Genomic DNA, 18403 nt, shown 5'->3' with positions numbered 1-18403 from the left:
TTTACTTTAAAATATGCATTATTGTTTTTAACAGTTCATCTCTATTTAAAAAAATTTCATTATTTAATATTCTTGTTTGATTTGCTGCGGATATGGAGGAGATAAATATTGCCAAATCATCACTCATACCAACAAATCTACACAACGAGAATATTGTTAATAGAGCATCTCCTGCTCCAACTTTGTCAGTTGTATTTTTGGCAAATGCTGGACATTTAATAAAATTGTTACTACTACTTAGTACTATTGCACCTTTTGATCCTCTAGTAACTACAACTGTTTTAGCATTTAATTTCTTTTTTAAAGTAACCATCAAATTTTCAGTTTTAGTAAATCTATCTTTAAATTCATACCTTAATTCACTTAAATTTATAATTATTGTATCTGGGTTTTTAAATTTAAATAATCCATGATAACCTCTGTTTGCTGAATTAATTTGTGCATTTAAACAATATACAAATTTATTTTTAGATATGAACTGGGCTATTTTATCAGTAACCAAACCATGACCATAATCTGAAATAATAAATTTATTGGATTTTTTTTTATATTTTTTTAAAAGTTTGATTACTTTATTTTCACTATTTTTTGATATTTTTTTTTCATTAATTTCATAAACACCAAAAATTTTTGAATTTGTATTTATATCAAGATATCTTTTTTTAATTATATCTTTAAAATCACTATCAATAACACAATCTAAAATAAAATTTTTTGACAATTTGCTTTTAAAAAATGACTTATATTTCTTCTGATTTGAAAAAATACTAATAAGATTAGTTTTTTTTGTAAAGTTAGTTGAATTTTTTGCTATAGCAAAACTTCCTCCAGCAAAATTCTTTTCCAAATTATTCTTAAAAACTAAAAATGGATCTTTGCCAGATATGCCAATTGGTTCACAAAATTGATAAGTATCTAAAATTATTTCTCCAAAAATATTTGGCTCAATTTTTTTTATTTTAGAAATATATGATTGAATTTCTTCTAAAGAATATTTTTTTTTCAAACGATCTAAAAAAAATTTTTGTTTTTCATCAAAAGTAGTGCTAAATGAATTTACTATTGCACTTGAACTAAATTGTTGGCCTTTAGTAAAATAAATTTTTCCATTAAATTTTTTTATAATTTTTTTTTCTTTTATCAGATTATGAGTTATGTCAGGTTTGTGTTTATAATCAGGTCCTTTAACATAAAAATTTGGTTTTAATAAAGTTAAATTTTTTTCTGCTGTTGGAAAGTCGCTTGCAATTACATAATCAACACAGCTTAAAGATGAAAGAGTTTCCATTCTGGTCTTTAAATCAAAGTATGGTCTTTCAAATCCTTTATTAACATATTTATTAGATGTAACTGAAATTATTAAAATATCTCCAAGTGATTTTGCTTCTTCAAAATGTTTTATATGTCCTAAATGCAAAATATCAAAAACTCCATGACACATGACTATTTTTTTTTTTGATTTTATCAAATCATTAATTTTTTTTATAATTATTTTTTCTTCTTTTAATATTTTCATATTCTAAATTTCTAAATTAATTCTCTATTTTTTTCTAAAAAATAATTTGATATATTGCCCAATCCATAAAAACATCCAATTCTTTTATTAAGTAAGCTTTTATAATAACTTTGTAAATCTGATGAATTTATATTCTTATTTTTTAAAATTAAAATCATTTCTTTTATACCATTTAGTATTTCCTCAGGGTCATTTGAAATTGTTCTTAAATTTTTTCTTTCTAAAGCTCTCGAGCTTGCAACAAAACATAAATCTGATGAAAAAATTTTACTATATTTAACGACTTTATTTTCAACTATGTCATAAATTTTCTTTGGAATAGTTATGTCGTTCGACTTGTAACCGATAGATTGTGAAAGTGGAAAAAAATTGGTATTGACGGACGGGGTATTGAATAAATTTGCAACAAATGCAGGCCCTGATGCAGAATTAATGTAAAAATAACTTATTGATATTAAATATATTTGAAGTTTTTTATTAAAAGTATCTGATGTATTAAGCTCAAAAACGTTTGGTAAATTTAAATTTAAATTTTTGTCAGAAAAAATAATTACACAATAATTTCTAGATGTAAGATATTTAATCGCTAAGAGATAATCATTTATATCCGAATTTCTACTTGTAAAGTTTTTATCACTATAAAAAGAATTTGTACGTGTGTGTAAAGTAATTATTTTTTTATCAAATATATTTTTAAAATTTTTTTGGATATATTCATTATATCTAATTTTTCTTTCTTTTGAAAAATTAAATAAATTTTTATTAAATCTATTTTGATAATTTGAAAAAATTTTATGTGCACTTGAGTTTGGAACATTATGTTCTAAAAAAAATGGATTATAAGTTAAAAAATTTAATTGTAAAAATGGATTTAAAAAAAATATAATAAAGTGATTTTTTATTATTGATATTTTTTCTTCGTATAATGTAACCAATTCAGAATTAGCAGATAGATTTTTTGGACACAAGTAGACAATTTTTTTTAAATCATTATTATTCTGTAGAATCTGATTTTTTAACATCAAATCAATTTGACATGACAATGTTCCAATTTGCCAATATGCTACATGAAGAAACCTATAACCAAGTATCCATATAATTAGCGCAAATGGCATTAATAATATTGCACAAATATTTAACATCAAATGTTTTATAAAATGAACAAACATTTTTAAAGACTCATAAAAATGAGATACATCTTTTTCATAAAGAAACCTTTTTAGGCAATGACAAACTATATACAATCTAAATAATAATGAGTATTTTTTAACTATTTTATAATCCCAATAATCTATAGGGTTTAGTGGTTTAATCAAATATTCAAAAAAAAAATTCATGAAGTTACTATTTACATAAATACTTGTTAATTGAAACTATTTCTTGAAAATAGATAGCTGTGTGATAATAGATTTTTTTTAAAATGCCAAATACTAAAAACTCATTTTCACAACACGGTTATAAAATAATTAGGAATGCAATTAATCCTAAAATACTTAAAAAAGCACAAATTACAATTTTAGAAAAAATAAATCTGGGGAAAAAAATTTCTAAAACAAGTGAGACAAATTTATATAATGAATTTAAAAAATTAGTGGAAAAAGTCAAAAGTGATGAGTTTACATTTCTCTCAAAAATTTCAAGTCAACTTATTCATTTAGATATAGTTTCTGAAATTCTTTTGGAAAAAAAAATTATAAAATTTTTAAAAGAAATTCTTGGAAGTGACCTAAGCCATGTCAACGATACACATATATTATCTTTAAATTTTCCAAATAAAGCTGATTCTAAAAAAAATTATTTTTTTAAAGATTGGCATCAAGAAATATGGTCAGGATCTAGTATCAGAACTGTACAGTTTTGGACACCTATTTTCCAAAAAGGGTCAGATGAAGGTCAAATAGAACTAATAGAGGGATCACATGCTTGGGGTCATGTTCCACATAAAAATAGATCACCAATTACTTTACCAAGCAATTATAAATCTAAAATAATAAAACTAAATAAAGGAGATGTAATATTTTTTTCTACTTTATTAATGCACAGATCTTTAGAGTGTAAAAATCTAAGATTAGCTTCACCGATCTTAATAAAAAATTTTAAAGATAATTCTTATTCTTTTGAAAACAATAGAAATTGGACAATATTCTCCTATTCAGAAATAACAAAAATAGAGAGAATACTTGGAAATCACTATCTAAGTCCATTTAGAATTGAAAATACAAATGTTAATAGTTTAATTGATGGTACATTAAAAAAAAAGTAAATATGAAAAAAAAAGTACTAATAATTGGTGGTGGTATGTCAGGCTGCGCGTCTGCAGAATTATTAAGTGAAATTAAAAATTTAGAAATAACTTTAGTAGAGCAAAATAGTTTTTTAGGTGCAGGAGTTAGAACTCATTTTTATGGTGGTCATCCTTATACATTTGGACCAAGACACTTTTTAACAAAAAAACGAGAGGTTTATGAATATTTAAATTCAAAACTACCTCTGAGAAATTGCAGTGAACACCAATTTATAACTTATGTTGAAAAAGATAACCAATTCTACAATTATCCTTTACATTTAGAGGATGTGCAAAAAATGCCTGATAGAGAGAAAGTTATGAAAGAATTAAATGATAGAAGCAAAAGTTTTACGTCTACAAATTTAAAAGACTACTGGATACAATCAATTGGACCTACCTTATTTGGAAAAGTAATAGAGAACTACAATAAAAAAATGTGGCAAGTAGAAGATTGTAGCGAAATAGATACATTTTCGTGGTCTCCAAAAGGTGCTACTATTAAAACAGAGCAAGAAAGTAAAGCGGCTTGGTCAGAGGCAATTTCAGCTTACCCGATTGCAGAAGATGGTTACAACTCTTATTTCGAAAATTCTGTAAAGAATATTAAAGTGATGCTTAACACTTCGGCTAAAATAAAAGATTTAAAAAAGAAAATATTCACAATTAATAACGAAGATATACAATTTGACATTGTTATAAGCTCTACGTCTCCAGATATACTTATGAATTTTGAACTTGGGGAACTTCCTTATATTGGAAGAGATATACATAAAATTGTTTTTCCAACAGAATATGTATTCCCAAAAGATATATATTTTTTATACTTTGCAAATGATGAAAAATTCACAAGATTAACAGAATATAAAAAATTTACTAAGCACAAATCACCAACAACATTAATCAGTTTAGAGATTCCATCTAAAAATGGGCGACATTACCCATTACCTCAAAAAAAATGGCAAAAACTTGCAGAGTCTTATATTTCTGAATTTCCAGAGTGGATGTACTCCGTTGGAAGAAACGGTAATTATTATTACAGTGTAGATATTGACGATTGTATTTATCAAGCAATGTTGATTAAAGAAGATATTTTAAATAATACATTTTCAAGTAATATTCCTGGGGAAGAATATAGTTTTGAAAAAAGAACATAATGTTTAGTTTAAAGTACTCAAATTTACAAAAAAAATTTATCAAACAGGGATATGCAATATTTAAGATAGATAATATTCAAAATTTAAATTACATAAAAAAAAAAGTAGAGCAAATCTTAACTGGAGGGAAAATTAATTTAAATAACTTTCACAAAAGCAAAGATAATATAGATTTAAACAAGACTAGACTAAAGATAATACAAAAAATTAACATAAACAATAAATTTAAATTAAAATACTTTAATATTTTTGAAGCAGCTTTAAATGAAATAGTGGGTAGCGAAATATCCATGCAAAAAAATATTGGTTTAAATATTCAGACACCAAAAGATTCTAACTCCTTAATTGAAATGCATGCAGATACTTATGCTGGTGAAAGTAATTTCGAAGTTGTAACCTGGCTACCTTTAGTAAATGTTTTTAAAACTAAATCGATGTATATTTTGCCTATAAAATATTCTAGAGAGGTTGAAAAAAATATTTTGAAATATAATGAAAAAGGAACTGATACAATTTTTAATAAGTATAGAAAAAAAATTAAATTTTTGAATTTAAAGTTTGGAGAAGGTTTAATTTTTACATCAAATGTATTACATGGTAATAAAATTAATCTTACTAATCAAACAAGGTTTAGTTTTAATTGTAGATTTAAAAGTATATTCTCTCCACAAAACTTAAAACTAACAAATAAGACAAATTCAAATATGTATTCTAGCGTTTCTCTTAAACCTGCTTCAATCATTGGATTGGAATATATAAATAAATTATAAATGAAGAAAAAAAATCTACAAGGATATACATTTACAAGAAATAAAAATGGTCTTGCAATACCAACTAACATCCAAAGTGGGATAATTAGAAATTATTGTGAAAAAAATAATTACAATTTTAAATTACATCTTGATGAATTCTGTCTAGATGGATCATTTATCCAATTGTTTCAAATCTTAAAAAACAAAAAAGGAATTAATGCCATAGGAATGTGCTCAATTTATTTTTTACCTGAAAACAAGGACTTACTCCAAAAAATTTTTTCTATTAGTAAGAAAAGAAAGATAGAAATTATTTTTATTTTTGAAAATATTATATTTAAAAGTCAAAATATAAATATATTTATAAAAGAAATTATGCAAATTAAAAAAATTAATTTTTTAACAAAAAAATGAAGAAAAAATTTTTATTAAATCAAGTTAACAAAGAACCTTATATTGATCTTAATATTAAAGATCTTCAGAAATGGAATAAATTAGATGAGATAACCTATGCTCAAATGCAAAGACAAAAATATAAATATGAATTTTTTCAGAAAGCTTTTGATTTAATATACGATAACACAATTGTAGGTGATTATTTTGAATTTGGAGTTCATAGAGCAAGAACTTTTAGATTTGCTATGTCGCAAGCAAAAAGAAGAAATATGAAAAAAATTAAATTTCTAGCATTTGACTCATTTGAGGGTCTTCCAGATGTGAATAACAATATAAAACAAAATGATAAATTTAAAAAAGGATTACTTATTACCTCAGAAAATAAATTCAAAAATTATATAAAAAACTTCAATTTTTATAAAAATAATGTGAAAATGATTAAGGGTTTTTATGAAAAATCATTAAATAAAAAATTAATATTTTCTTTAAAAAAACAAAATACAAAAGCATGTTTAATTAATTTTGACTGCGATTTAACTCAATCAGTTGATCAAGCACTTAAATTTTCTATGAATTTTCTGCAAGAAGGCACAATCTTATATTTTGATGATTATTTTTCTTCATATAAAGGCAATCCAAACAAAGGTATCCCAAATATTATAAAAAAAAGATTTAAAAAATCAAAATTTAATATTGTGGAGTATTTAAATATTGGTTATGCGGCAAAATCATTTATTGTCTACAATAAGTAATTTTAAATAAGTGAATTATAAAAATATTTTTTTTCCATTGTACCCGGTTGAACACAATGGATATACTTGGGGGGAAAGACTTACACTTTTCTCAAGATTAATAATTGGAATAAGAGAGATTTTAATTGGTAAAAATATAAGATACAAATTTATAGTATTAATTAATATAATTAAACATTTGTTATTTTATTTTTATAATTTACTTTTATTTCCAGTAACCATTTTAATTTACTTCTTTAATTTTAGGTTTGTTCATATAAGTTCTTGGCAAATTGGTTCGTATGTTCATCAACTTGATACAATTATAAAACAAAATAAATTAAACAATAAATTAAGATTAATTTTATTATGTCCAAATTTTATATGTTCAAACACATTTATATCGAAAATATATGATGAAGAGATAATTTGTATTAAAAATTTAATATCTTATTTTTTATTTTTGCCATTTATACACAATCCATTAATATCAATAGTGCCTTGGGATTTTGAGACACAAAATAGAAATTCAATCTTTAATAAAATTCATAGAGATTTTTTTAAAAAATTTAAAAAAAATACTATACATGTAAAAATAAATAATCTTCAAAAAAAATATTTTAAACGAGAATACAAAAATACTATATGTATTCACTTAAGAGATAATTATTACAAGTCATCTAATACTGATAGAAATGTAAATATTTTTACTTTAAAAAAAACTATTAATTATTTATTAAAAAAAAAATTTAAAGTAATTCGATTTATAAATAACAAATCAAAAAAATTACATATTAAAAATAAAAACTACTCTGAATTAGTAATCAAGACTGAAGAAGATAAATTAAATCAGTTTTTAATTATTAATTCTAGTAGGCTTGTTATTGGGTCTCAAAGTGGTGTTTTAAATTATAACTTAATATCAGAAACACCTTTCCTACTTACGAATGCTATACCTATAAATAATATTATGGTTGTTAAAAAAAAAGATATGTATATTTTTAAAAAATTTAAAAAAAAAAATAATTTTTTAAGTTTAAAAGAAATTATAAGTCACAACTATCATATCAATCCAGAAAAAATTAAAAAAGGTATTAAAATAATTGATAATAATGAAAATGAAATTTTAAATTCCACAAAAGAAATTTTAAATTTAAAAAAATTTACAATTAACAGTAAATTGAAAAAAAAATACTCTTCATCAATAAAGAAAATTGGGGCATCTTATACAAATGCTAAAATATCAAATTATTTTTTATCCAAAAACAGGATGATTATTTAAAAAGATGAAAACAGTTTTAATAACAGGAGCATACGGATCAGTTGGAACTCAACTTTGTGAAAGTTTAAAAAAAAAGTATAATTTACTTTACATTATTAGACAGCCTAATAACAAAAAAGACTATTATACTTTCAATACAATCAAAAATTACAATAAAAATATAGATATATTAATTCATTTGGCTGGATTTAACCCCAAGCCTTTTCTTAAACTAAAAAATGAAAAATTAATGTATAAGAAGAATATTGCTATACATAAAAAAGTAATAAAAATTATTCATAAAAATAAAGTCAAAAAAGTTATTTTTTTTTCTTCATTTTCTCTTTACGACCAAAATAAGATAATTACGGAAAACTCAAATATTAAAATAAAGAACTTATACTCAAAGTCTAAACTTTGGATGGAAAAAAAATTATTAAAAGAAAATATTTCAGCTTACATTTTAAGATCTTCAGCTATTATTTTTAATGGAACGGCTAATAATTGGATATCACAAATAATTAGTAAAATATCCTTAAATGAAAAAATCGAATTATTTAATAAAAATAATTTTTATAATAATTGCCTAAGTTTTAATGATTTAAAAAAGGTAATTTTCAAATTAATTAATAGAAAAAAAATTAATGAAAAAAAAATTTATAATATTTCATCTAATTCTCCAATTACTATTAGTAAGTTAAAAAAAATAATCAGTAAAAATAGATATTACACAAATAATGTATTAATTAAAAAAAAGCTATCAATTAAGGATTTTTTCAACGATTCATCTAAAATACAAAAAGATTTAGATTTAAAATTTGAATCTACCTATAAAACATTATCATCAATATTATCTGAAGATTTGAGAAGAAAATTAATAATTTTTGGATCTAGTGGATATTTAGGTAAATTTTTAAAAAGAAAGTTTGAGAAAAATTTTAAAATAATATCTGTTAATAGAAAAAATTTTAAATTTTTAATAAATAAAAAAAATGATAAGATGTTTTATTCAAGCATAATCATCTATTTAGCTTTAATAAATTCTAAAAAAAATTTTTTAAAAGAAAATATAAATAACTTAAATAAAATTATAGAAAAAATTCCAACAGATAAAATTTACAAGTTTTTACTAATTTCTTCTGCCCACTCTCACAATACTGAATACTTGAAATTTAGCAAAATAAGAGAAAAAAAAATAAAAGAAAAATTTAAGAATAAAGTTTTTACATTATGCCCTGGCAAGATTTATGGTAATCAAATTATAGATTCTAATTATGGAATTAATTCTTTTTTAAGTGATATAAAAAAAAAGAAATTAATATTTATGGAAATGGAAAAAATTATTGTCCGCACACTTACATTAATGATTTGGCCAATATTCTAAGTTATTTTATCAAAAAGAATTTAAAAGCAAAGAAGTACTATATTTACGATAAAAAAAAAATAAATTTTTTAGATATTGCAAAAAAAATCAAGTCATATTCCAAAAACAAAAATAAAATTAATTTAAATTTTTTAGGCAAATCACTAAAATATAAAATTGAAAATCCAACATTAAATAATAAATTATTCACTTACACTGACATGTTTAGAAATCTAAACAAAATTATTTATGAAAAAAAATTATAAAAATATTTATCGTTGTAGAATTTGTAATAAAACAGCTTTAGAGAAAATATGTTCACTCTCGGATATTCCAATTCCTGAGATTTATGAGCCTTTTAAAAAAAAAGCACTTAAAAAACAGCGATTTTCGCTTACTATTGTAAGATGTAAAGGATGCAAACATGTCCAAATTAAAGAAACAATTGATCAATCAAATTTATGGAAAAATTATACTTATTTTTCTGGTCAAACGAAAGCTATAGATAATCATTTTAAAAATTTATCAAAGAGGATTATTAGGGACTACAAGTTAAATAAAAGTGATTTAGTTGTTGATATTGGAAGTAATGATGGATCTTTTCTAAAGAATTTTAAATATAAAACGCAGGTTCTTGGAGTAGATCCTGCCCCATCTGTCGCTAAATATGCAATTAAAAAAAATAAGATTAAAACTTTAATTAGTTATTTTGATAAAAAAACATCGGAAAAAATAAACAATAATTTTGGGAAAGCTAAAATAGTATTAGCGTTTAATGTTTTTGCCCATACACCAAGTATGATTTCATTTGTAAGAAATTTAAGAAAGATACTGCATCATGATGGTATATTCATTTTTGAGGCTCAATATCTCAAAGATATCTTGCAAAATAATATTTTGGGCACTTTTTTTCATGAACACATTAGCCATCATTCAGTTTACAGTCTTGTAAAATTATTTAACTCTTTAGATTTAAGATTAATAAAAGTTGAAAATATAAATATACAAAAAGGATCTATATTAGGGTTTGTAACTCACAAAAATAATAAATTTGTATTAGACAAATCTGTAAATAGTTTTATAGGGAATGAAATAAAACTCAAAATTAATACCAAATATAAAATCAATATTTTTAAAAAAAATATTGATTCAAACCAAAAAAAAGCCCTATCATTTATTAAGAGATATAAAAAAATCTTTGGATTTGGGGCTGCGAGAAGTGGCCCAACATTATTAAGAAATTTTAAAATTGAGGATCACATTAAATTTATACTGGACGATCACCCAATGAAGGTTAATAAATTTACACCTGCTTCAGCTATTAAAATAATAAGTTCAGATAATTTAATTAAATTAATGCCAGATTTGACTATAATATTAGCCTATCTGCATAATAAAAAGATTATAAAGAAAAATTTGAATTATTTAAAAAAAGGTGGAACATTTATGATCTTGTATCCGAGGCCTAAATTAATAACAAAAAACAACTATCAAAACTTTATCAATGATTAAAAAAAAAATAGCATTTATTGGAGTTGGCTTTATTGCTCAAATTTGTCATTTACCAAACTATGCAAATAATAAAAAAATTGAAATTGTGGCTATATGTGACAACGATTTAAAAATTGCAAAATTTGTAGCTAAGAAATTTAAAATTAAAAATATATATAAAAATTACAAGGATCTAATTAATTATGAAAAGAAAATTGATGCAATAATCCTAACGGTACCGAGACATCTAACATATGAAATATCTAAAGAAATTCTTAAAAACAAAATAAATCTTTTTTCTGAAAAGCCTATGGCTTTATCAAAAAAATCTGCTCTAGAGTTAACAAAAATTGCAAAAAAAAATAAGCTGATTTACGTGATAGGTCATATGAAAAGGCATGATGAAAAAATCAAGTACTTTAAAAATTTATTAAATAAAAAGGATTATAATATAAATTCGCTTAAGAGTATTTATTATGAGTCTTTTGCTGGAGACTCTTTTGGAAAATTAAAAAATTTAATTAAAAAAAACAAAAAATATAAATCACATTTTTTAAATTTTGATGTTAACAAAAATAAAGTTCCTAAAGATAAAAAAATAAGATTTTTAAAATTTTTAAATACACATTCTCATGCAATTAATCTTTTAAGATACTTATTCGGTGAGTTAAAACTAGAATTTAATTATCTGAATCTTGATGGGGAGGGAATAGTTGGTTTTAAAAAAAATAATAAAATATTTTTATTGAATAGCAGAAAGATTTTTTCGAATAATTGGCATGAGAATATATCTATTAATTTTAGCAAATTTAAAGTTAAAATTAATTTTCCTATGCCAATGAAAATTAAACACCAGAATACTATATCAATTACTAATTTAAAAAACTCACAAACTAGGATAATAAAACTTAAAAATAATTGGTCATTTAAAAACCAAGCAAATTCTTTTGTTCAAAATCTTTACTCAAAAAAAAACCTAATATGCCAAGGTAGTGACTGTGTTGAAGATTTAAATATTATTGAAAGTATTTTTTTGTAAAGTTCATGTCAAGAAATGTATAATTATATTTATAATCGATTTTTTGAATTATCCTCTCCTTATTTTGATACTGGAAAAAATAAGTTCTTATGTAAAAATAGATTTACTAGAATTTTAAAATATTTGGATTTCAAAAAGAAAAAAAATAAATATTATTATGCAGATTTATTAATAGAGATATATTTTTTATTAATATATCCAATTTTTTTTCCAATAGCAGTTTTTTTATATTTTAATAAATATAAAATTTACATCATTGACAATAAATCTTTTGGTGATTTTCTGTGGGAAATGTCAGTGTTAAACACCAATAAACAAAATAAAAAAATATTAATACCAGTCAATTCTAATTTTTATTTTGAAATTTATCAAAAAACTTTATTTTCAAAATTGATAATAATTAAGAATATTTTTTTTAGTCACGGATTGTTAATCTTAAACAATTACAATTTTTTACATATAGACATTCTAGACAAGAAAGTTGTTATTGAACCTAAACATTATATAAACTACGATTATCCATTAGATCACTACAAAAATCTCAAGGAATATATATTAGCAAAAAAACTGAAAAAGATTGATTTTTCCAGAAAAAAATTAAATTTTAAAAAAATTAAAGAGTTTAATTTAAGATTAAAAGACAAAAACTTGGCAATTATAAATCCCAGATACGTATTGGGAAGAAATGACGAGATAAGAAACAGTAAAATTAATATTTTCTTAAAATCAATTAATTATCTAAAATCTCAAAATTATTTAATTATAATTTTTGATGACAATAAAAAATTTACTAAATTTTCCAAGATTCATAAAATAGAGTGTATAGATATAAGTAAAGAAATAAATAAATTGAAACAAATTTGTGCTTTTTACCATTGTGATATTTATATAGGATCTTACAGTGGAATGGCTCATTTAACTGATTTATTTAAAAATAAAAGCATTTATACAGATGAAGTATTTTTTAATTCAATAATAGCTAACGAAAATTGCTATGTGCTCCCAAAGAAAATAAAAATTAAAAAAAAAATTTTTCCATATGTGGATAACATATATAATCAGTTTCCAAATGTTAATCGAAATAAAAATGTTTTAAAAAATATTTCTTTTATTAATATTTCAGCAATTGATCTTTTAAAGACATTAAAAGTTACTTTAAATAATAAAAAAATAATAAAACCAAATAAAAAAAATCAAATAAATAAAGCTTTTAATTTTATACCAAAAAAAATACTATAATTTATTTCAATGAATAAAAATTATTGTCCTATTTGTGGCAGACAGCACAAAACTAAAAAATTTACTTTTAATTCTAAATTAAAATTAATTTCAAGTAATTTTAAAAAAATTAATAATAAAAAAAACTATTATGTTTGCAAAAATTTTGAATTTATTTATGCAAAACAGACAGCAAAAAGAAGAAAGATAATCAATGATATATATAAAGATTTTACTTTTAAAAATAATTTGATTAAGCCATCTAGAGAAATAATAATAGCAAACGAAATTAAAAAAAAATTTAGGAAAAATATGTCGGTTCTTGAAATTGGACCTGGAAATGGTGAATTAATAAATTGTTTATCAAAATTTAAAAATATAATTAATATTGATGCATATGATATTAATAAAAATAAATTTTTTAATTTAAATAAAGTAAAAAAATTTAAAAATTTATTCATAAATTTAAATAAAATTTATCATAAATATGATTTAGTTATAATGAATCAAGTTTTTTTTCATTTAGATAAATTAGATAAAACTATGAATAAAATCTCAGAATTATTAGATGATAATGGACATTTATTTTTAATTACACCCAATCCTTTTAAACATAAAGTAATATATTATGTTTATGACATTTTTTCAATTTCTTCAAAAAAAAATATTATATCCTACCTGAATAGATATAATTTAAATCTAAAAAATGATCTAAGTTATTTATTAAAAAATCAAATAAGTTTGATCTTTAAGAAAAATTTTTCGAATAGAGTTAGAGGTGAAAAATTTATATCTAAATACAAAAAAACTCAGATTAGTTTCGCTAGTGAAATTTCAAAATTAAAACATAAAAAAATTACTATCAATGGAATGGGTCTGAAAGGTAATTTTATATTTAATAATTATAAAAAGAGTGTTTTTCAAATTAAAGATGAATTTCGTAAAATTAACAAAGTTTTTAAGAAAAATTTTAAGAAAAAAAGTAAACTTTTCGAATTAAAGACTTACTAGTTTATTTATATTTGAAATAAGTTGTACATCTAATATTAATACAAAATGAATATTAATAAAAAAATATATAAAAATATTTTATCAAAATATCCAGATTTAATCTTGGGAAAACATTTGTCTGAAGCTTGGATGAATGATCCAAAACATTTATTATTTTCTCTATCTAGATATAAATTTGTTAGTAAGCTTTTGGAAGGATATAAAAAAGTTTTAGAGGTTGGAGCTGGTGACGGTTTTTTAAGCAGAATAATTGATCAAAATGTTAATAGACTTGATCTTTGCGACATCGAAATTGCGAATATTGAATATTTCAAAAAAATTAAATTTAACAAAAATAAATATTTCATTCATGATTTTTCAAAAAAGATCTCATATGAAAAATACGATGCAATATATTCTATCGATGTAATTGAGCATATTTCACCAAAAAAAGTAAATAAATTTATGAAAAATCAAGTTAAATCACTCTCTAATAATGGAACTTTAATTATTGGCACCCCTAGCCGAGAGTCTCAGAGATATTCATCAAAATATTCAAAAATGGGACATGTTAATGTTTATACTAAGTCTGAGTTAAAAAAATTTTGTTATAAATACTTTAACAATGTTTTTGTGTTTAGTATGAATGATGAGATAATTCATACAGGTTATGATAAGATGTCTCATTATCTCTTTGCGTTATGTATAAAGTAATGAAAATTTATGAAATCAGATAATATTCAAAAACTCCTTAACGATGGATACTTTGTATTAAAAAATTGTATAAGTAAAAAAATCATAAATAATGCAAATACAATTATAGAGACAGAAATTGAAAATATATTAAAACAAAAAAAAATTAAATTTAAAGAAAAAGATTTTAAAAATAACTATTTCAAATTAAAACAAATACTTCCAAAAAATAAAATCCAAATTAAGTTGGGAGAAATATTATATAAAAAAAATTTAATTAGAGATTTACTTTTAGAAAAAAAACTAAAGAATCAACTAATTTCAATATTGGGTCCTGACATTGAGTATGAAGAAGATAATGAACTTTTGATTAATGAAAAAGAAAATATTGGTAATGATCATTTATTTAAAAAATTACACCAAGAAATATGGTCAGGTGCAGGTATTGAAAATATTTTAATTTGGATACCTTTGAATTTAAAACAAGGCATGGGTACACTTGAAATTGTAAAAGGCTCACATAAATTTGGCTTCATTGAAAATCAAAATAGAGAGCCAATTAATGTAAATTCCTATAAAACCTCAAAACTTAATATTCAAAATAGATCTGTTCTTTTTTTGACTGCATTAACTTTGCATAAAACCGAAATCAATAAAAATAAAATACCTAGACTAGCAATTCCAATATTAATTAGAAACTTTTATTATAAAAATACAGGTAACTCTGATCTTAACAATTATCGAAAATTAAATTATTCCTTTGTCTCTATTTTTAGAAAAATACTGGGTAATCCATTTTATAGTAGTTTTAGAACATTAGGTCAAAAAAGAAAAAGTATTTTTGAAAAAGACAAGCACTATAAGAAATAATCCTAAGAGTTGATGATTAAAGATATTATTATTTTAAGCTCTTTTTTTAAAAATGATATTACAAAGGGTATAATCAATAGTATTGATGATAAAAATGAATTGTCTTCTGAAAGCTTAGTAAAAGAAATTAATAACAGATCTTTTTTTTCTAGGATTGATTTAAATCAATATATATCAAAATTTTTTTCCTCAAAAGAAATTTTTTTAGGGGATAAATTTTTACTAAACAAATTATGTTTAGAGGAGTGTATTAAATATATCGATGAAGATAATATTATTGCAAATATAATCAAAAATTATAAACCAAAAATTATCATTCTTAGAGATATAGGGACTTATTCTATAAAAAAATTAATTCAAATTAAAAACAATTTAAAAATCAATTTTAAAATTATATTGTTAAATGGATTTCCAATTAGAGATATTAGGGATTATTCTTTATTTGATTTAGTTATATTTAGAAACCCCTGGTTGATAAAAAAATTTGGTAAAAATTGTAAAAATTACGAATTAATTTATCATTGTTTTAATTCAAATATTCTTAATAATTTAAAAATAAATAGTTTTAATAATAGAAATAATTTAGTTTCATTTGATGGTTCTTCATATAGCCACGGCATGTATGATCACAAAAAAAGGTATTTTTACTTATATAAATTAATAGAACAAAAACTAATTTCTTGTAATATATATGAAAATAATTCAAATTTTCATTATTTCATCTATTTTATATTTAAAATAACACAAAAGAATATTTATTCTAAAAAAATTATTCTAGCAATTTTAGAATGTACTAAATCTATAAATAAAAAAATTTTTAATAAATATTATAAAAAAATACAAAATATTATTGATATAATACAAAATTTTAATTCAGATAATTATAATTTTTTTTATAGAGGTCCCCTAAAAAAAAACTTTCCTAAAATTGTAGGTGAGCCTAAATTTGGCCTTGAGTATTATGAGAATATTAATAATTCAAAAATCTCAATTAATATTCACACCGAATCTATGTCAAATTATATTGGCAATATAAGAACTTTTGAAATTACGGGTTTAGCTAGTTGCATGTTAATCGAAAAATTTGAAAATTTAAGTGATTTATTTGAAGATGGTAAGGACGTAGTTAGTTATACTAGTTTTGAAGATTTAAAAGATAAGTTGTATTTTTTGAAACAAAATCCAAAATTTGTAGAAAAAGTTGCTCAAAGTGGATTCCAAAAAACTTTAAATCACCATACAGATAAATCAAGGGCAGATATTTATATAAATATTATTAATAAAATAATTTAATAAATATTTATTGAATCAATTTGTAAAATTCTTTAAGGTTTATTCTCTTTCTTTCATCATAAGCAATACCAGCTTTATGAGTTGTTGAGTAAATGCTTGTGTAAAAGTCACAATTTTTGCAAATATCAGGGTAATTTTCATTTTCATGATTTTTTATAATATTTAAATATTTTTTATTTTTATATGAAAGTATTTCTTTTAAATTTGAGTTTTTAGTATTTCCAATTCTTAGGCTATAATTTGCATCTCTACAAGCGCAAGCATTAACTGTATTGTCTGCTCCAATAATTAGCCTAGAAAATAAAAGAGAGCATGCACCAACTTTAAATACTTCTTTGCCATCATTAAGCTGCAAGTTGAGACCCTCTAGATCTTTATTGTTTATCATGCCTCCCCAATTATTATAATTAGTTTCAAAATTATATTTAATATTATTTTTTTTTAACGAGAGAATTTTTTTAATTATCAATGAAAGATCGGAGTTATCATTTTCAATTTTAAACGTTTTCGAGTCTCTTTGATCAATTCCTAGCGTAAAATTATTTACATTATTTTTTAATTTTTCATAAATATATTTCAAATTATCAATTAAACGAAAATATGATACATCATTTGAATCACTTATTTTTTTAAAGGTTTCTAAATCATGCCCATAAATACTAATTTCTATAGATTTTAATTTTCTTAAAGAAAAATATTCATCAATATCATTATGCTTCGTTGCAATAAAGTTGGTAACAAAATAAAATCCATCTATATTTGAATTTTCTAAAATTCTAAATTTATTGGATAAATTTTTATCCATATAAATATCTCCAGTAACAGGAGACAATCCAATATTTTTAAATCCATAAATTTCTGCTTGTTTAACATTTTCATAGAAATCCTCATCCGACATAACTTTAAAAGGATATTTATTTTCATCTCTCTTAGTGTAACCACAAAACTTACAACCCAAATTACAAACACTAGACGTCTCTATGTTTATATTATTAAATATGTCAGGTATGTGCTGAATTTTAAAAATCTTTCTTAAAACCATTTTTAAATTTTCAATGGAATAATAAGCTTTAGTTTTTATTAATAAATAAAGCTTAACTAGTTTGAATTTTTTAAGATAATTTTTTTTATTAAAAGATCTCATTTTTTAGTTTATCAAATGATATGCATTTACATACTTCCAAAATTTATTAACCGTATAATAGTTATCAGACTTATAATTTTTTTCTATTATTTCTGAAATTTTTTTTACTTGATTAAATAAATCTTCTTTGTTTAAACTTTGGGAAACTATACCTATAATACCACACATTAAAAAATTATACTGTAATTAAGATTGATATTAAATA

General features: G+C 21.9%; 19 protein-coding genes. 15 read left to right on the top strand and 4 right to left on the bottom strand.

The window, feature by feature from the left end:
* Position 1 precedes the first annotated feature (1 nt).
* Both ACIJYE_RS00790 and ACIJYE_RS00785 read right to left on the bottom strand, forming a co-directional pair.
* Entirely contained in the window at positions 2-1516 is a 1515-nt protein-coding gene (locus tag ACIJYE_RS00790; protein ID WP_435090519.1) for a PfkB family carbohydrate kinase, read from the bottom strand.
* A gap of 11 nt (positions 1517-1527) precedes the next feature.
* Positions 1528-2853 carry a TIGR04372 family glycosyltransferase gene (locus ACIJYE_RS00785; protein WP_435090518.1) on the bottom strand — a complete coding sequence of 442 codons (1326 nt, stop codon included), beginning with the start codon at positions 2851-2853 and terminating at the stop codon, positions 1528-1530.
* Between the two features lie 83 nt (positions 2854-2936).
* On the opposite strand from ACIJYE_RS00785, the gene ACIJYE_RS00780 reads away from it, so the two are divergent.
* From ACIJYE_RS00780 to ACIJYE_RS00710, 15 genes are read left to right on the top strand one after another with little or no spacing between them, the layout of a single operon-like run.
* Positions 2937-3779 (top strand): phytanoyl-CoA dioxygenase family protein, encoded by an 843-nt coding sequence (locus ACIJYE_RS00780; RefSeq protein WP_435090516.1) that lies wholly within the window; start codon positions 2937-2939, stop codon positions 3777-3779.
* A 2-nt stretch (positions 3780-3781) separates the two neighbouring features.
* A complete protein-coding gene (locus ACIJYE_RS00775; RefSeq protein WP_435090515.1) occupies positions 3782-4957 on the top strand; it encodes a UDP-galactopyranose mutase in 1176 nt (391 codons plus the stop codon).
* Positions 4957-5727, top strand: coding sequence for a sporadic carbohydrate cluster 2OG-Fe(II) oxygenase (locus ACIJYE_RS00770; RefSeq protein WP_435090514.1), 771 nt, complete (start codon positions 4957-4959; stop codon positions 5725-5727). Before ACIJYE_RS00775 ends, ACIJYE_RS00770 begins: the two co-directional genes overlap by 1 nt.
* Complete coding sequence (locus ACIJYE_RS00765) at positions 5728-6123, top strand: LIC12192 family sporadic carbohydrate cluster protein (RefSeq protein ID WP_435090513.1); 396 nt, start codon at positions 5728-5730, stop codon at positions 6121-6123.
* Complete coding sequence (locus tag ACIJYE_RS00760; RefSeq protein WP_435090511.1) at positions 6120-6857, top strand: TylF/MycF/NovP-related O-methyltransferase; 738 nt, start codon at positions 6120-6122, stop codon at positions 6855-6857. The genes ACIJYE_RS00765 and ACIJYE_RS00760 overlap by 4 nt, the downstream gene beginning before the upstream one ends.
* Positions 6858-6867: 10 nt before the next feature.
* Positions 6868-8118: a TIGR04372 family glycosyltransferase gene (locus ACIJYE_RS00755; protein WP_435090510.1), complete on the top strand. Its 1251-nt coding sequence runs from the start codon at positions 6868-6870 to the stop codon at positions 8116-8118.
* 4 nt (positions 8119-8122) lie between these two features.
* On the top strand, positions 8123-9481 hold the full coding sequence (locus tag ACIJYE_RS00750; protein ID WP_435090508.1) for an NAD-dependent epimerase/dehydratase family protein: 1359 nt from the start codon (positions 8123-8125) through the stop codon (positions 9479-9481).
* Positions 9466-9726: a hypothetical protein gene (locus tag ACIJYE_RS00745; RefSeq protein ID WP_435090507.1), complete on the top strand. Its 261-nt coding sequence runs from the start codon at positions 9466-9468 to the stop codon at positions 9724-9726. The genes ACIJYE_RS00750 and ACIJYE_RS00745 overlap by 16 nt, the downstream gene beginning before the upstream one ends.
* Positions 9710-10972, top strand: coding sequence for a methyltransferase domain-containing protein (locus ACIJYE_RS00740; RefSeq protein WP_435090505.1), 1263 nt, complete (start codon positions 9710-9712; stop codon positions 10970-10972). The genes ACIJYE_RS00745 and ACIJYE_RS00740 overlap by 17 nt, the downstream gene beginning before the upstream one ends.
* Positions 10965-11990, top strand: coding sequence for a Gfo/Idh/MocA family protein (locus ACIJYE_RS00735; protein WP_435090503.1), 1026 nt, complete (start codon positions 10965-10967; stop codon positions 11988-11990). The genes ACIJYE_RS00740 and ACIJYE_RS00735 overlap by 8 nt, the downstream gene beginning before the upstream one ends.
* 15 nt (positions 11991-12005) lie before the next feature.
* Positions 12006-13229 carry a hypothetical protein gene (locus ACIJYE_RS00730; RefSeq protein WP_435090501.1) on the top strand — a complete coding sequence of 408 codons (1224 nt, stop codon included), beginning with the start codon at positions 12006-12008 and terminating at the stop codon, positions 13227-13229.
* Positions 13230-13238: 9 nt separating this feature from the next.
* The gene (locus ACIJYE_RS00725; protein WP_435090500.1) at positions 13239-14219 is read left to right on the top strand and encodes a class I SAM-dependent methyltransferase; all 981 of its coding nucleotides are present in this window, start codon (positions 13239-13241) and stop codon (positions 14217-14219) included.
* Between the two features lie 45 nt (positions 14220-14264).
* Positions 14265-14912, top strand: a complete 648-nt coding sequence (locus ACIJYE_RS00720; RefSeq protein ID WP_435090499.1) for a class I SAM-dependent methyltransferase — start codon at positions 14265-14267, stop codon at positions 14910-14912.
* Positions 14913-14921: 9 nt separating this feature from the next.
* Positions 14922-15761 carry a hypothetical protein gene (locus ACIJYE_RS00715; RefSeq protein WP_435090497.1) on the top strand — a complete coding sequence of 280 codons (840 nt, stop codon included), beginning with the start codon at positions 14922-14924 and terminating at the stop codon, positions 15759-15761.
* Positions 15762-15773: 12 nt separating this feature from the next.
* Positions 15774-17054 (top strand): glycosyltransferase family protein, encoded by a 1281-nt coding sequence (locus ACIJYE_RS00710; protein ID WP_435090495.1) that lies wholly within the window; start codon positions 15774-15776, stop codon positions 17052-17054.
* Positions 17055-17061: 7 nt separating this feature from the next.
* Here ACIJYE_RS00710 and ACIJYE_RS00705 read toward each other — a convergent pair whose 3' ends face one another.
* Positions 17062-18198 carry a radical SAM protein gene (locus tag ACIJYE_RS00705; RefSeq protein ID WP_435090494.1) on the bottom strand — a complete coding sequence of 379 codons (1137 nt, stop codon included), beginning with the start codon at positions 18196-18198 and terminating at the stop codon, positions 17062-17064.
* A 3-nt stretch (positions 18199-18201) separates the two neighbouring features.
* Positions 18202-18366, bottom strand: coding sequence for a hypothetical protein (locus ACIJYE_RS00700; RefSeq protein WP_435090492.1), 165 nt, complete (start codon positions 18364-18366; stop codon positions 18202-18204).
* Between the last annotated feature and the right edge of the window lie 37 nt (positions 18367-18403).

The sequence above is a fragment of the Candidatus Pelagibacter bacterium nBUS_30 genome (assembly GCF_051201245.1).
GTDB lineage: Bacteria > Pseudomonadota > Alphaproteobacteria > Pelagibacterales > Pelagibacteraceae > Pelagibacter.
This window is presented reverse-complemented; position numbering and strand designations above follow the sequence as displayed.

Coding starts and splice junctions, on each gene's coding strand:
- ACIJYE_RS00790 (WP_435090519.1), bottom strand. CDS start 1,516: ATGAAAATATTAAAAGAAGAAAAAATAATTATAAAAAAAATTAATGAT.
- ACIJYE_RS00785 (WP_435090518.1), bottom strand. CDS start 2,853: ATGAATTTTTTTTTTGAATATTTGATTAAACCACTAAACCCTATAGAT.
- ACIJYE_RS00780 (WP_435090516.1), top strand. CDS start 2,937: ATGCCAAATACTAAAAACTCATTTTCACAACACGGTTATAAAATAATT.
- ACIJYE_RS00775 (WP_435090515.1), top strand. CDS start 3,782: ATGAAAAAAAAAGTACTAATAATTGGTGGTGGTATGTCAGGCTGCGCG.
- ACIJYE_RS00770 (WP_435090514.1), top strand. CDS start 4,957: ATGTTTAGTTTAAAGTACTCAAATTTACAAAAAAAATTTATCAAACAG.
- ACIJYE_RS00765 (WP_435090513.1), top strand. CDS start 5,728: ATGAAGAAAAAAAATCTACAAGGATATACATTTACAAGAAATAAAAAT.
- ACIJYE_RS00760 (WP_435090511.1), top strand. CDS start 6,120: ATGAAGAAAAAATTTTTATTAAATCAAGTTAACAAAGAACCTTATATT.
- ACIJYE_RS00750 (WP_435090508.1), top strand. CDS start 8,123: ATGAAAACAGTTTTAATAACAGGAGCATACGGATCAGTTGGAACTCAA.
- ACIJYE_RS00740 (WP_435090505.1), top strand. CDS start 9,710: ATGAAAAAAAATTATAAAAATATTTATCGTTGTAGAATTTGTAATAAA.
- ACIJYE_RS00735 (WP_435090503.1), top strand. CDS start 10,965: ATGATTAAAAAAAAAATAGCATTTATTGGAGTTGGCTTTATTGCTCAA.
- ACIJYE_RS00730 (WP_435090501.1), top strand. CDS start 12,006: ATGTATAATTATATTTATAATCGATTTTTTGAATTATCCTCTCCTTAT.
- ACIJYE_RS00725 (WP_435090500.1), top strand. CDS start 13,239: ATGAATAAAAATTATTGTCCTATTTGTGGCAGACAGCACAAAACTAAA.
- ACIJYE_RS00720 (WP_435090499.1), top strand. CDS start 14,265: ATGAATATTAATAAAAAAATATATAAAAATATTTTATCAAAATATCCA.
- ACIJYE_RS00715 (WP_435090497.1), top strand. CDS start 14,922: ATGAAATCAGATAATATTCAAAAACTCCTTAACGATGGATACTTTGTA.
- ACIJYE_RS00710 (WP_435090495.1), top strand. CDS start 15,774: ATGATTAAAGATATTATTATTTTAAGCTCTTTTTTTAAAAATGATATT.
- ACIJYE_RS00705 (WP_435090494.1), bottom strand. CDS start 18,198: ATGAGATCTTTTAATAAAAAAAATTATCTTAAAAAATTCAAACTAGTT.
- ACIJYE_RS00700 (WP_435090492.1), bottom strand. CDS start 18,366: ATGTGTGGTATTATAGGTATAGTTTCCCAAAGTTTAAACAAAGAAGAT.